This window comes from Planctopirus limnophila DSM 3776 (assembly GCF_000092105.1).
In the GTDB taxonomy this organism is placed as follows: domain Bacteria; phylum Planctomycetota; class Planctomycetia; order Planctomycetales; family Planctomycetaceae; genus Planctopirus; species Planctopirus limnophila.
The window spans coordinates 1,645,891-1,659,856 of the sequence record NC_014148.1 but is presented as its reverse complement, the minus strand read 5'-3'; the positions used below and the strand labels follow the sequence as shown (position 1 = coordinate 1,659,856).

At 53.0% G+C, this 13,966-nt stretch carries 11 protein-coding genes; 5 read left to right on the top strand and 6 right to left on the bottom strand.

Translation table 11 applies throughout. The features are described 5' to 3' along the window. The first annotated feature begins 7 nt into the window (after nucleotides 1–7). The 3 genes from PLIM_RS06705 (at nucleotide 8) to hemA (ending at nucleotide 3,354) form a co-directional block, all read left to right on the top strand. Entirely contained in the window at nucleotides 8–1,048 is a 1,041-nt protein-coding gene (locus PLIM_RS06705; RefSeq protein WP_013109563.1) for a PIN/TRAM domain-containing protein, read from the top strand. A 135-nt stretch (nucleotides 1,049–1,183) separates the two neighbouring features. Continuing rightward, nucleotides 1,184–2,080 (top strand): cytochrome c biogenesis protein CcsA, encoded by an 897-nt coding sequence (gene ccsA / locus PLIM_RS06700; RefSeq protein WP_013109562.1) that lies wholly within the window; start codon nucleotides 1,184–1,186, stop codon nucleotides 2,078–2,080. After that, nucleotides 2,077–3,354 (top strand): glutamyl-tRNA reductase, encoded by a 1,278-nt coding sequence (hemA, locus tag PLIM_RS06695; protein WP_013109561.1) that lies wholly within the window; start codon nucleotides 2,077–2,079, stop codon nucleotides 3,352–3,354. Before ccsA ends, hemA begins: the two co-directional genes overlap by 4 nt. A 271-nt stretch (nucleotides 3,355–3,625) precedes the next feature. Here the strand turns inward: hemA and PLIM_RS06690 are convergent, their stop codons facing one another. Beyond that, nucleotides 3,626–4,411 (bottom strand): cytochrome c, encoded by a 786-nt coding sequence (locus PLIM_RS06690; RefSeq protein ID WP_013109560.1) that lies wholly within the window; start codon nucleotides 4,409–4,411, stop codon nucleotides 3,626–3,628. Nucleotides 4,412–4,605: 194 nt separating this feature from the next. On the opposite strand from PLIM_RS06690, the gene PLIM_RS06685 reads away from it, so the two are divergent. Then, a complete protein-coding gene (locus tag PLIM_RS06685) occupies nucleotides 4,606–5,631 on the top strand; it encodes a type II secretion system F family protein (protein WP_230849418.1) in 1,026 nt (341 codons plus the stop codon). Between the two features lie 37 nt (nucleotides 5,632–5,668). Here PLIM_RS06685 and PLIM_RS06680 read toward each other — a convergent pair whose 3' ends face one another. From PLIM_RS06680 to PLIM_RS06660, 5 genes are all read right to left on the bottom strand, one after another. Next, a complete protein-coding gene (locus PLIM_RS06680; protein WP_013109558.1) occupies nucleotides 5,669–8,080 on the bottom strand; it encodes a transglutaminase TgpA family protein in 2,412 nt (803 codons plus the stop codon). Nucleotides 8,081–8,436: 356 nt separating this feature from the next. Then, complete coding sequence (locus PLIM_RS06675; RefSeq protein ID WP_013109557.1) at nucleotides 8,437–9,312, bottom strand: radical SAM protein; 876 nt, start codon at nucleotides 9,310–9,312, stop codon at nucleotides 8,437–8,439. Nucleotides 9,313–9,464: 152 nt separating this feature from the next. Next, nucleotides 9,465–10,046, bottom strand: coding sequence for a thioredoxin family protein (locus PLIM_RS06670; protein ID WP_013109556.1), 582 nt, complete (start codon nucleotides 10,044–10,046; stop codon nucleotides 9,465–9,467). A gap of 138 nt (nucleotides 10,047–10,184) precedes the next feature. Then, nucleotides 10,185–10,709, bottom strand: coding sequence for a pantetheine-phosphate adenylyltransferase (coaD, locus tag PLIM_RS06665; protein WP_013109555.1), 525 nt, complete (start codon nucleotides 10,707–10,709; stop codon nucleotides 10,185–10,187). A gap of 31 nt (nucleotides 10,710–10,740) precedes the next feature. Then, complete coding sequence (locus PLIM_RS06660; RefSeq protein WP_013109554.1) at nucleotides 10,741–11,610, bottom strand: hypothetical protein; 870 nt, start codon at nucleotides 11,608–11,610, stop codon at nucleotides 10,741–10,743. A gap of 472 nt (nucleotides 11,611–12,082) precedes the next feature. Between PLIM_RS06660 and PLIM_RS06655 the strand changes: the two genes are divergently transcribed. After that, nucleotides 12,083–13,921: a hypothetical protein gene (locus PLIM_RS06655; RefSeq protein WP_013109553.1), complete on the top strand. Its 1,839-nt coding sequence runs from the start codon at nucleotides 12,083–12,085 to the stop codon at nucleotides 13,919–13,921. Nucleotides 13,922–13,966 lie beyond the last annotated feature (45 nt).

Here is a 13,966-nt window from a genome sequence, read left to right as displayed (position 1 = left end):
CAAAGCTATGCTGCTGATCATTATTCGAATTCTGTACGCGGTCATCTGCGCGGGAGCCATTGCATCCTTCGTGGCACCCTCCAGCAATCCTCCGGCGTTTATCGGAGATTATCCATTCGTCTGGTTTGTGGGGCTGATGCTCTTTACGCAGGCCTTTACGCTGGCTGACTTACTGATCCCCCGCAAACGGTTGGATCTGATTTCTTCGATTTACTTCGGACTTTTGATTGGTGTCCTCCTGTGCTATCTCCTTTCGGTGGCACTCGAACCACTCAGCCTGTTGCCATATGTGAAAAGTGCCGTGATTGGCTTGGGACTGATTGTGCTGCCCTATGTCTGTATTTCGCTGCTGTTGCAGACGCGCAACGATTTCCGCTTCGTGATTCCTTATGTCGAGTTTGTGAAGGAGATCAAAGGGGGCCGGCCTCTGGTGGTGGATACCAGTTCGCTGATCGATGGCCGCATTGCCGATCTGGCAGAAACAAAGTTATTCGACACAGAGATGATTGTCCCGAGCTTTGTCCTGGAAGAACTTCAGGAGATTGCCGACAGCAATGACAAATTGCGACGCACACGCGGGCGTCGCGGTCTGGATGTGCTGACCCGTCTACAGCAGAACTCAAAGGTCGACATTCGTGTCGAAGAGGTGAAAGAAAAGAATCCCGAAGGTTTGACAGTCGACCAGAGAATTGTCGGACTGGCCAAACAGCGTGGTGGCCGTGTGCTGACCAACGACTTTAATCTGAATAAAGTTGCCAGTGTTCAAGGTGTGGATGTCATTAATCTCAATGATGTCGCGAATGCATTAAGACCCAGATACCTCCCAGGCGAGCAGTTGCGAATCAAGATCATCCGTGAAGGTGAAGCTTACGGGCAGGGCGTGGGATATCTTGATGATGGCACGATGGTGATCTGCGAACAGGGGGCAGTTCATCTGAACCGCGAAATTGAAGTCGTGGTGACCAGTGTGCTGCAGAACAGTGCCGGCCGTATGATTTTTGGACGTATGCAAGGCACCCCTGCCCCAGCACCAGCGAAAAGCGTCTAGAAGATTCCACCTGTGGTTCGAGGCAGTCTCTATCCCTCTGAGAACATGCCAATTGGTTGAGGATCTGCTGGATATCGATCGGTTTTGGATAAAATCAGGATACTCAACATTTGCAGGATGTGATCCAGGCTCGCCATGCTCAATGTGAGTGTTTTCTGCATCTTTGCCAGCTATCTCGTGGCCTTTGGCTTTGAGTTGACACGATTACGTGGCCAGGGCTGGTTGGCACGAACACTGACTCTGGGCTTCGCGACTGCCGGGCTCCTGGCTCATACCCTGTATCTGCTGGCAAGAGCCAGTGCTGAGAACTTGCCGCCCTTACTCAGTTCCTCACATGACTGGCTGCTGGTTCTGGCCTGGCTGCTGATGGTGCTATATCTGGTCCTGACAATTGTCGATTCGCAACTGGCTGTCGGGATCATTTCGTTTCCGTTGATTATTGGACTCGTGGCCACCTCATGGCTGCTTCCAGAGACATCGGCCCGGAGTTGGGATCCTTTAAGATCGTGGGCCATGCTGCATGCCAGTTCGCTAGTACTAGGGACAGCAGCAGTCCTCGTCGGATTTGTCATCAGCCTGCTCTTTTTGTGGCAGAATGAACGCCTCAAACAGGGGGCCATTGCCAAACGCAGTTTGAGCTTACCAAGCCTCGAACAACTGGCGCGACTCAACTTATGGGCGATTTCGACAGCCGTTCCACTTTTAAGTGTGGGAGTCCTTTCAGGCATCATCCTCACGAACTGGACCTCCGAAAATGTATGGATCGACCCTGTGGTTCTCGGCGGCACGATCGGCTGGGCATTGATTTGCGGCTTGCTGACATGGCAACTCTCTCGAACACGCACACCGGGCCGGAAGGTGGCTGTGGCCACGGCGTGGTCATCGGGGCTGTTACTGCTGGCTTATGTCGGATTGCAGGTGCTGACATCGGCTGCCGGTGTGAGTTCAGTGCATGGAGCAAAACCTGCCAAAGAGGCTCCTAAAGCAGTAACTCTTCCCATAAAGTCTTCAAACGAGGAGGGGCAGAAATGAACCTCCATGTCGTCTCCTGCAATCATCAATCCTCAGGATTGGCAATTCGTGAAAGACTCGCTTTTTCCAGTGCCGAAGATATCCAGCGGGCTTATCAGGAGTTCCACGAGCGCTTCCCGACATCAGAAGTCGTGTTCCTTTCGACCTGTAATCGTGTGGAAGTCTATGCAGCGAACACTGAAGAAGATCCTGCCGTCGTCAGGCAGAATCTGGCTTCGTTTCTCTCCGAGTTTCATCATGTTCCTCTGGAAGAGTTTTCCGAGGAACTGACGGAACATACTGGCCCAGAGGCGGTGCAGCATTTGTTTCAGGTCGTGTCGAGCCTGGACAGCATGGTGCTTGGTGAGCCGCAAATCGTGGCTCAGGTGAAAGATGCTTATCGTAAAGCAGACGAAAACGGCAGTTGCGGTGCTTTGACGCATGCTCTGTTTCAAGGTGCGATCCGCACATCCAATCGGGTGCGGACAGAGACCAGACTTTCCAATGGTCGGGTATCGATTGCCAGTGTCGCTGTTGGAGAATTCGGGAAGAGCATTTTCGATACGTTTGCCGACAAAATCGTCGTGGTGATCGGTGCCGGCGAGATGGCGGAGGAGACACTCCGATACCTGGCGGATGAAGGTGTGCAGCAGGTCATTGTCGTCAATCGCAGCCGAGATCGTGCCGAGCGTTTGGCAGAGAAGTACCGAGGACAAGTTGCCGACTGGCAGCAACTGGACGAATGGCTGGGGAAAGCCGACGTGATTGTGAGTACCACTGGTGCGGATGAACCTGTGGTGACGATGGCTCGTTTTGAATTGGCTCGCAGAAAGCAGAACCGCTACAAGCCTGTGTTTATCATTGACCTGGGTGCTCCCAGAGATTTTGACGTGAAGATCGCTTCGCTCGATGATGTTTATCTGTATGACATTGACAGCCTGCAGAAAACCTGTGACCGCAACCGCAAGCTGCGTCAGGCCGAAGTTGAAAAAGCGAACCGCATTATCGAGGAAGAAACTCAGCGGTTCATGAGTGAGTTTTACAGCCGGGCGGGCGGTGCGATCGTTAAACGCCTGCGCGATGACTGGCATTCGATCAGCCAGCAGGAATTGCAGAAGCTGTTTTCAAAACTTTCGCATCTGCCTGCCGAAGACCGAGATGCCATTGAACGTACGGTCGCGCGAATTGTGAATAAGCTGTTGCACCCGCCGCTGGAAGCCTTACGTGACGAATCGAAGGGTGGCTCGCCCAATGGCTTGCTCGATGCTTTATCGAGACTCTTCCGCTTGCGATGAAATTGGGATGTCCGCTCATCAAAGCCGGGTGGCGTAATGATCGCTACCCGGCTCATAGGAATTCCAATAAACAATTGCGCGGCGGGTGGCTGGGGTTGAGTCTTCGAACCCCCAGCGATTTTCGGCACGAACTGGGGGTTCGAAGACTCAACCCCAGCCAAGAAGCGTAGCGGAATATTGAAATCCGTATCGAAAGACCCTGCCAATCGTAACCACAGACAACTCGAAGAACGAGGCTCGATAAGTGGCTCCAACTCTTGCTTGAAGACGACTATTCGTTGTGGAACTTCTCATGACAGGCTTCGCAGCGTTTCATCCCTTCAGCGAAGACTGTTTTGGCTTTTTCGAGATCTTTTGATCGCATGGCGGTCGCAGTCTCAGTCATTTCCTTCTGGAAATTTCCAGCCAATTCCTGCCAGTAAGGTTTGTCGGCTGCGTTTTTCACTTCGTGGGTATCTGCATAAGTGGCCACAGCCAGTAATGCAAGAGCAGTGGCATCGCGGGCCTCTTCCTCGGGTTTACGGAGTCTCTTGAGAGATCGGCGGACGGCGGCAGCTCGCGAGTTCATTTCTTCCATCGAGGGGTGCATTTTGGTGAGCTTAGCCCAATCGGCCTCAGGCTTCGCGTCGGCAGCAAAGCGACCAGCGACAGCTTCTGAAATCATCTTCTGGCCCGCTTGAGCTTCAGCCAGTGTTTTGCTGCGAGCAACTTGTATGGCCCCCTGACGAATGGAAGGTGCTGCCGACTTCAGTGAGCTGGCCTCGGGATGTTCGACAATCGCCTGCGAGACGACCGCTAACAGGCTGGCCCCCTGCTTCCAGACTTTGGCATCCTTCTTGTAAGTTTCTTCCGATTCCAAAGTTTTACCAACAGCAGCAATCAGAGCTTCTGCTTCCGCATTGAGATCGCTGACGGGAGCGACGTTGGCAATGGGAATCGGACTTTCTGCTGTAGCGAAGGTAGAAACTCCGATGATGCAGCCCAACACCATCGTGCTCTGCAGCAAACGACCGGCAATCACTGAAACCACTGGGTTCGTAAAAGACTTCGGCAGCACGGGTTTCCTCCTCACTGAGATTTAACTGAGAGTTTTCTTAGAGCGGTTTGTTAAAAGAGTCCTGGACTCAGGTAAGATTGTGGGGGTGTAAGTGCATGTCCGCAAGTGCCGGTCAGAGAGTTCACCGGAAAAGTGAATTTCCATCGATGGCGTAACCCGCAGGGATACCGAACGAGATGATCTTCGGAAAACAAATGCCACTGAATATCGTCGCCATCTGGTGCAGATCACTCAGTACACTCCTGCACTCGGGTGTGGCTCTGATTCGAGCCTTGGAACTTGCCGGCAAGCGGGCAGGCGATCAACGCTTCGGGCCTGTCACTCAACGATTGATTCAGGAAGTGCGGTCTGGCAATGGATTATCCGAAGCCTTGATCGCTGAAGGTTCCACATTTCCGGCTCTGCTGGTGGATATGGTCAGTGTGGGTGAACAGACGGGGAATCTTCCCGAAGTTTTGACATCACTGGCTGGGCATTTCGATCATCAGGTGCAAATGCGGCGCACCTTTATAGCCGCCATCACCTGGCCTGTCCTGCAGGCCGTCGCTGCCATACTGATTGTGGCCATTCTGATTGTCGTTCTGGGGATCGTAGCTCAGGTAACCGGCTCATCACCACTGGATGTTCTGGGTGTGGGATTGACGGGAACAACCGGCGCAGTGGCATGGCTGAGTGGTTGGGCCATGCTGCTGGTGGCCGGTTGTATTGGCTGGGAGATGATCAATCGCATGGGACAAAGAGGGGCCTTTGACCGATTACTGCTGACGATCCCTGTCGTGGGCCATTGCCTGAGATCGTTTGCTTTGTCTCGTTTCTCCTGGGCGTTTGCCATTACTCAGAATTCGGGCATGATGATTGGCCCAAGTATTTCGGCCAGTCTCAAAGCCAGTGGTAATGCCGCTTTCGCTGCGACGGCACCAGAAATCAACGCAATGGTTATGTCGGGCGAGGAATTATCGGATGCCCTGCAGGCCACGGGGTATTTTCCCACGGATTATCTGGAAATGATTCGCGTCGGTGAATCTTCGGGAACTGTTCCCGAAGTGCTGGAGAGAATGGCTCCCCAACTGGATGATGATGCCAGACGCAGCCTCGCTCAATTGACGATGGCCTTCAGTTCAGCCATCTGGGCAGCTGTGGCCATCATGATCATCGTCCTGATCTTCCGCGTCTTTTCGATCTACCTCGGATTGATCAATGGCGCACTCAAGGACATCTAGGCTGAACACTCATCGTCGATTGTCACCAGAGTTCCAACTAAACCTTAGAAGCATGTTGACGCTGCCGGTTGGTATCGAGCAGGCTCTCAAGACGATCCAGCCGGTCATCTAATGACTGAGCCGTCGCGGCATCAACGATATCATCCCCGAAGCGGACTTTATAAAACAACTCGGTCAGTTCTTCAGGGAGTTTCAACACAGATTCGTCGTGGAGTCGGTGCGAAAGTTTGTGAGTCACCTGCAGTGCAAATTCTCTCTGGGTCTGAGCTTCATCCCGCTTAAAGCCAGCCTGAGCGATGACTTTCTGGAATCGCTCGTAAAACTCGACAACCTTGCGTTCAACTTTTCGCTTCTGGGAATACTTCGAGAACCCCTTCAGTGAAAGTTTGATGCCGTATCTGAGGACATACAACAGGCCCGTGAACAAGACGAGAATAATCAGCAACCTCAACATACCACTGACAGTGAGCCACTCTTTGGGTGACGCCAGAATCGAGAAGAGGCCGTACAGGAGGCTCTGAATGCCACCGGTGCGATCCTTTAACTGACCACCCAGCGATGCCACCCAATCGCGCAGCGGGCCGTAGACCCCCTGCTCCTGATCATTCAGAGTGACATTCACCACATAGCGAGACCAGAACATGGAAATCTCACTCGACATGGCCTGCCAGAAAGTCATTTTGCCACCGATGGTTTCCAGTTCTGTATTCCGCTCTGCGACAGGCGTGGCATCAAAGGTGCCCCAGAAGAACTTGCCATTAGGCTCAGTTAGAAATGCCTCCACCCAGACATGAGCATGCCGCTGCTGGACTTCAAATCGGCCATTCAAAGGATTCGTATCTCCTCCTTTGAATCCACTCACTAAACGTGAGGGAATTCCGGCAGCCCGCAGCATGAGTGCGAGGGCTGTATTGAAGTATTCACAATGCCCTTCCTTGCGGTTGATGAGAAAATCGATCACGGGATCAACCGTCAGATCCACACGCGCCTGTTTGAGCGTATACTTGAAATTCCCACTGTCGCGCAGCCACGATTCGAGCGCGACTGCCTGTTGTACAGGAGTCAGTTTGCTGCCCACCTGTCGGGTTTTTTCTTCAAGAATGCGCTCGACAATCGGCCGAATCGCCGCGACATCATCATTGAGGATCAGCAGGTCTTCCAGATAATTGCGCGAGAGATATTCCTGCCAGAGCCTGGAGGAAACCGGCATGATGGCAAAGGGCTGCACAACAGCCGGCATTGGTGCCGAGTACGCAGTATAGCCAATCCGTTCCGCACTTCCCGAACGTCCCACGCTATCGCGTGTCAGCACAGAGGTTGTGGTATGCTTCACAACCCGACGGCGTTCGGAACCATCAAGATCGCAAGCCCTCACATCGCCAATGACAAAGAGCAGATCTGTCCCGACTGGCTCCAGAACATACTCCTGGCGCACTGCCGGCTCCGCGAGAATGCGTGGTAATGGATCTTGTGAAGAAAAGACCACATCGGCCAGCCATTGGCTCGATTCGTAACGGCTCAGCACAATGCCTCGAAAGAGAGGCTCGGCATAACCAAGTCGCTCACAATACTGATTGACATCGATTTCCCGATCTGTTTCGGAATCGAACAACCTGACCTGAAGCACCGGTGTTGAATTTTCCAGAATTTCGCCCAGTGAGCCCAGTTTCACCTGAGACGTGAAGCCTGTCATGGTATTGCGGCCCAGACTGCCCACCGGACCATCGGCTTCATCACCTAATGATAAACGCGGGCCAATCCACACTCGCGGCACAAGCGTAAAGAACACGCCACTGAGCATGAGCGACATGCCGGCAATGGTCATGACGCCCAGGATGAAACGCGGCGTGACCCACCTTGCCGAACCATCGTGACGAATAGTGCTCCAGGTTTCACTGGGCATAATCACGGAAGCGGTCGTCATGGCGATCGAAGAACCTGCCATCGGAGATCGAGACACCGGTTCGCGTCGTCCGGATTCAAATTGCTGATTGGCCTGATGCAGCGAAAAGATCGCCAGCGACCACATCGCCACTACGGAATAAAGGACGAGCATGCCACCATACCAACTGTCGTTCGTCAGAACGGAGGCGACAGCCACCTGCAATAAACTCAGTGCCGCCATAGCCCAGTATTGTCGATTGGTTTTCTTTTGCAGCAGCACAATCCAGTTCAGATAAACCACCAGATGCGCACCAGCCAGAAGCTTTCCTTCACGGTCACCCACAGTGAATTCAATAGCTGCGACGAGAAAGGCCACAAGCCCCAAAGCATTGGCGACAGGAACAGTGACCATCCATTTTTTGTAATGCTCAGTCAGCATGTAGCCGACCATGGCCACAAGAATCGTGAGATAAGGGATAAAGTTGCCCTCAGCTCGGCCCAGAATAAAGCCCGCCAGACAGATCGTGCCATACAGACTGGCATGAAAGACAGTTGTCAGCGGCATTGAAACATCCTTTGCAATCCCTGCGGAACGTTGTGCAATACTGATACGAAAAACAGCTTGAAAAGGCGTGTTAAAAATTGAGAAAGCCTGATTGCCCAAAGCGGCAAGCATGGCACAGATCGAATCAAAGCGACAATCGGCTTGCCGCCGTCTCAGACGGATTCCAATAACAAACTACGCTCCTTGGTATGGGGTGGCTGGGGTTGAGCGTCTTCGCGAACCCCCAGTTGGTGCCGAAGACTGCTGGGGGTTCGAAGACTCAACCCCAGCCACCCGCCGAAGAAAAGTCGTTGACGACCTTCCCTATGAGAATGCACAATTTGCCCGGGGCAATCCACCCTGTTTCCCCAGAGCAATCAGGATGACGTGCGGGAACCGTAATATCCTTGAGCGGTCAGCGATGTTTCCTGCTGCAAACGCTTCACAATGTGATCAACCTCGGCATCTGAGAGCGGTGTGACAATCGCTTCGGCAGGTGGTCGTGCGACTGTGTAAACCTGGACCAGAGAAATCTGGCCACCTGCGGAAAGAATGTCTTTTAAGCGGCCCAGCCAGGCGGAGATTTCGGCGTCTGTCGGAGGCACACCAGCCACATTCATAAAGAGGGCCTGGATCACGACAGGCCAGCGCAGCGAGACATCGAGAATGTTCTCCAGAATTCTCGCCAAGGGAATGCGAGTTCGTTCAATCAGGTGGTAATACTCTTCAGTCCCGGCATCGAGCTTGGCCCAGATCTCTCCCTGATGAGCCATCAGCACCACCAGCCCGCGCTGGCAGGCTGGTCGATGGAACATACTGGCATTGGTGATCAAGACCATCTTTACCTGGTCGACCCCGGCATTCATCTTCCTTTGAGCAACTTCATTCACAATCAAGTCGAAGTTTCGAAACGTGGTGGGTTCTCCATCACCGGAAAAGGCTATGTCATTGAAGCGACGAAACGCCTGAGGGGTGGCTCCGAATTTTTCATCGTCCCAGAGCCTGCCGCTAGTCACCAGTTCAATCACTTCATCGAGTTCGGCCAGAAGTTGTTCAGTACCGACAAAATTCGTCTCGGCTTCACTTCGCCGATCGACCTGACAATAGATGCAATCGAAGTTGCAGACCTTATCCGGATTGAGATTAATCCCGACGGAAATGCCACCGCTTCGTCTGGAAACAACCGGATAGACGTAGCGATTCTGATGAAACAACCTCGAATGGTCGCGATGAAGTGGAATGATTTCCGCCATAGGCCAGCCTGTTTGTTCGAAGTTCAGCGCCTATTGAAGACATACACTACTTAGGCGGGGATCAAAGATCACGCCTTTTCGCAGAACCTCCGAGGCGTGCCACCCATTTGATAGCCCGCTCGGTTGGGTACGCCAACAGATCAAGTGGAAGATCAGCCGGGGAAGTAATCAGGATTGTTGCCTGGTTTCCACTTGATGTTACAGCCAATCGATGGTGTCTGTTCTGCTGCAGGGCTTTGACCTTTGAGAACCGAGTCGATCGCTGCCCGCAGATCGCTCCCTGTGACGGGGATTTCATTCCCGGGTCGTGAGGCATCAAACTGGCCCCGGTAGACCAGCCGGTGGGCTGCATCAAACAGGAAAAAGTCTGGCGTACACGCCGCCCGGTAAGCTTTGGCCACTTCCTGACTCTCATCGAGTAGACAAGGAAAGGTGTAGCCCGCTTCGGCTGCTTCGCGTGTCATGGCTGCGAGATCATCCTGCGGATAGGCCACGACGTCGTTGGAACTGATGGCCACAATTTTGAGTGCTGTTTTCTGGTAATCACGTCCGAGTTGAGCCAGTCCACTTCGCAGATGCTTCACGAACGGACAGTGATTGCAGATGAACATCACCAGCAGAGGTGCACCGCTGGCAAAAGCACTTTTTTCAACGATTGTGCCATCGATATTTGGCAGTGAAAAACCGGGAGCAACTGTTCCCAAAGGGAGCATGGTCGAAGGGACACGAACCATTTTTGCCTCGCTGAAGTCGATACCAATGAATTGCAGAGCCAATAAACGACTCTTTGGTTATAGCGAGGTCGAGGCTTGCAGACACGCGTCGAGAGCAGGGAATCTGGTGCCAACAGCTGACAGTCACCAATAAGATGGTCACTTTCGCTGGCTGGCCACCTGATGGACTTTTTCCAGAAGTGGTTGAATCACAGCTTCGGGAACAAACTCAGAGAGTCGATTGGCAGAATTGCTATTCCCCAGCAGTGCAATCTGCTTGATCAACGAACTCGAAATGTGAGCATACCGCTCACCAGCCATGAAAAAGATTGTCTCGAGTTGTGGTGCCAGCACTTTATTGGCGAGCCCCATCGTGAACTCGGACTCAATATCTGAAAGGGAACGAATCCCGCGTAAAATGGCATTCGCCTGAGAGCTGCGGGCGAAATCAATGGTCAGGCCGGAGAAGCATTCGACGGAAACATTCGGGAGGTCAGCCACAACCTGGCGGGTGATCTCCAGCCGCTCCTCTGGTGAGAAGAGAGGTCGTTTATCAGGATTGACGCCGATCCCCACAGTCAGATGTGCAAAGAGCGAGGCCCCCCGTCGAATGATATCCAGATGCCCCAGCGTCAGGGGATCAAAACTCCCCACATAGACCACTCGCAGTGGAACAGAGGTCATGGGTATCCATCCGTGAAATGACGAGGAGAAATCAGGGCTGTCGGCTGGCAGTTTCCTTGGCTGCACTGGGCAATCGTTTCACAAGAGAGACGTTCTCTTCCTGAGTTTTGCCCAGCTCGCTCGAAACCTGCCGCAATTGCTGGCGAAGCTGATCGACATCGATGAGGAGTTGATTGCGCATTTCTTCCACTTCCTGAAGTGCTGCGACTAGACCGGCCTTTTCTTCTGTGGGTCGGAAATCTTCTTTGGGCAGGCTGGGGCCACCGATGATTTCTTCTCTTCGTCTCATCAGTTGTGCGGTGGCTTCTTTCAGGAGTTTCTGCTGCTCAGTGACATTCGCCGTGCGATCGACCAGGAGTTCGTCGTTCTTGACGAGTTGGAGCTGGAGATCGCTGTGGCGGGCGGGAAATGCTGCAGGAATCAGCGTACGCCAACGCCAGTTACCACTTTTGAGGCTGGCGATATCTTCCGCACGCAGACGGAAGGTCGGCACGAGTGCCGTCTGGTTATCACCCAGCTGGGCAATCTCAAAAGCCCCTCGATAGACAGGTTGTCCATTGGCATTGAGTTCAAAACCATAGAGCCATTGTTTGTCTTTAAGGCCGTTCGCCCGACCGAGATTGACGGTAATCCGCCCCTGACGAGGATCAATAACAGAAGTATCGCCCTGCAGCGGAGCACGATCCCAATTGAGCAATTCCCGTGCAAGCTCGGCCTTGAGTGAATTCAGTTCGGCCTCGGCCTTACCGAGTTGATTTGAAACGCGGGCAAAGTCCGCATCGAGTTTTTCGGCCTTGCGAGTGTGGCTGTTACGCACTTGAATCAGCTTGGCAGTCAAGACGGTTCCCGCACCTGCAGCCAGCACCACCAGCCAGATCAGCACTTTACCAACTGTATGCATGAGCACGCCTCTATCGGCTTCGTGATCGAAATCCGTCAATATGACTGACTCGATCACGGTTCATCGAAATAAGAAACAAACGAGATCGACCCGGCACAAACTCCACAGCCGCCTGTGAATAATGATCGGCAATGTCCCCTCGACTGGCAAAACTTCCTTACCAGTGGAAGAGTCAGTGACCCACACCTTTCTCAGACTTCCAGTCATACCGGGAATAACTGGAAAAAACGGTCCGCGATCAACCCAATCCTCTGTGCAAACTGACCAGCAATGAGCGTAAACTGCCTCAGGGAGTGTGGTCAACATGCTCCGGCGAGGATTGCACTGAACATCAGAAATTCTCCCATCGTCAAACTCAACCTCAGTCAGCCAGCGTTTTTAAAACAGAGCTTTGGATCGATCATATCACGAGCACAAGAGCTGATGATGCTGGTGATTGCAGCGACTGTATGCTTTTGGCAGGAATTAGCGGATGTTCTCGCGAATCTGGCAACAACTGTCAGCGGCTTCACCGGTTGCGAAAGTCACAGCCACATTGTGGCTCTGCCTGCTCGTACTCCTCGAACTTCTGGGTCGAGAGACGAAGTCGGACTGGTTTGACCTGGCCTCATTCGTGGCTTTGATTATAGCGTTCATCCTGACAATTCGAGTTCATCGCAGGCAGCCACTGGCCATTGTTACATGGCTGATACTGAAAATTGACCGGGGGTTGAAGCAATTCCGAAAAAGCCTGATGAACTTTGGTGTCGACTTTCGCCCCCCAGCCCAACACAGACTTTACGGTCTGCCTCGGCTTTGGGGTGCGATTGCGATCGCCACATTTCCGCTCACGCTGCTGGCAATCGTTACCACATTTTACCCGGCTGCCTTCTTAAGAGAGTTGGCCGCAGGGAATTTTTACCTGCCGTGGCTTGGCCTATGGTCACTGATCGTGATCACTGGCATCTCAGCGATGCTGATCCATGGGGTATTTTTCTATCTGGGTCTGCATGACATGCTGATGGAGCATGCGGGGAAACTGTTGAATAATCCCCGTCAGGCTGATGCAGAGGATGACCAGATCCGCCGCCGAATTCATCAACTTTCGTGCCTGGCGGTGGCCTTCGTATTCGTTGCTGCACTGCTGCTTCCATGCCGATGGGGAGTCAACCTCATCCTGGGCATGTATGCGCTGATTCTGCTGTCAATTCTCTGTTGCGGTCAGGGTTTACTTTTCACTTGCCGACAAGCCGCCGGAACACGACTGATGCATATTGATGGCCGCTGGTTAATGGCGATTCAGTGGTCATTTCCCATCTCTTTAGCTGTTCCGGCACTCATTTTTGCAGGGACGTTACCAAACGCGACAGCACATCAATTGCCGGCCCTGCATCTGCTGCAAGGATTGATCACATGGGTTGCTTGCCTGGGATCGCTGATGATCACTGTCATCAATCTCAGATATTTGCTGCTGGCAACAGTTTTTCACCCAGCGAGAATTCCTCACGAATTATCTGTGAAGCCAGTCGCGACTGTTCGCTGGAAACGATACGCACGACCTGTCGCACAACTCTTTTCCGCGACGTTGGGACGAATTCAAAAGCTGGTCATTTCCCAGAGGGTCCACACAGCGTCAGCAACCAGACCAACAGACTCTGCAGATTCGATGGAAGCGAATTCAAGTCTTGCGCCAACGGGCAGTTTGTGGCATGACTCGGAGACCTTTCTGCGCGTGAGACGATTTGAAATCGCTGCCCGGAGAGAGCTACTCCGTGGTCTGGAGAAACTCATGAAACCACTCGCCAGGCAGAGCGAATCTCCACCAACCGGGATTCTGGTGGGATTGCAGCACTGGTTCATGCTGGGTCTGGCTGCGGATGGTGACCGGGAATCCCGATTTCTCCGGGATCGAACCATTCTCGACCCGATTCTTTCATGGCCTTTTTACCGGGCTATTTCTATGCGTGCGAGACATCATTACTACCTGCTGACGAAAGCCCTCGATATCGATCTGATCTATCTTGAGAAGGGAATTTCCTTTCGTAAGTTTGTCAAAGTCTTGCGGGTGATGTTCGAAACTTACGACATGCATGGGGGCAGGCAACGTGCCGAAGAACACCAGTTTACCGGGCTTCGCGGGATTCGCGTGATCGTTGCCGAACTTGATATTCATCGCTCCCCGAATCTTGGTCGGAAGAACTATCCCGAGCCGGAGTACGATGAAATCAGCCGTGCCCGGATCCTGCATGTCTTTCGAGACCGGGGGATGGACGAAGCCCTGGAAGAGGTGCCGACAGATTTTGAAGGAGCCCCTGTCTTTTCGGGTTGGTAAGTTTTCTCTAATCGGTGAGCCCGACCCGTTGAGCGTTTTTGGCAA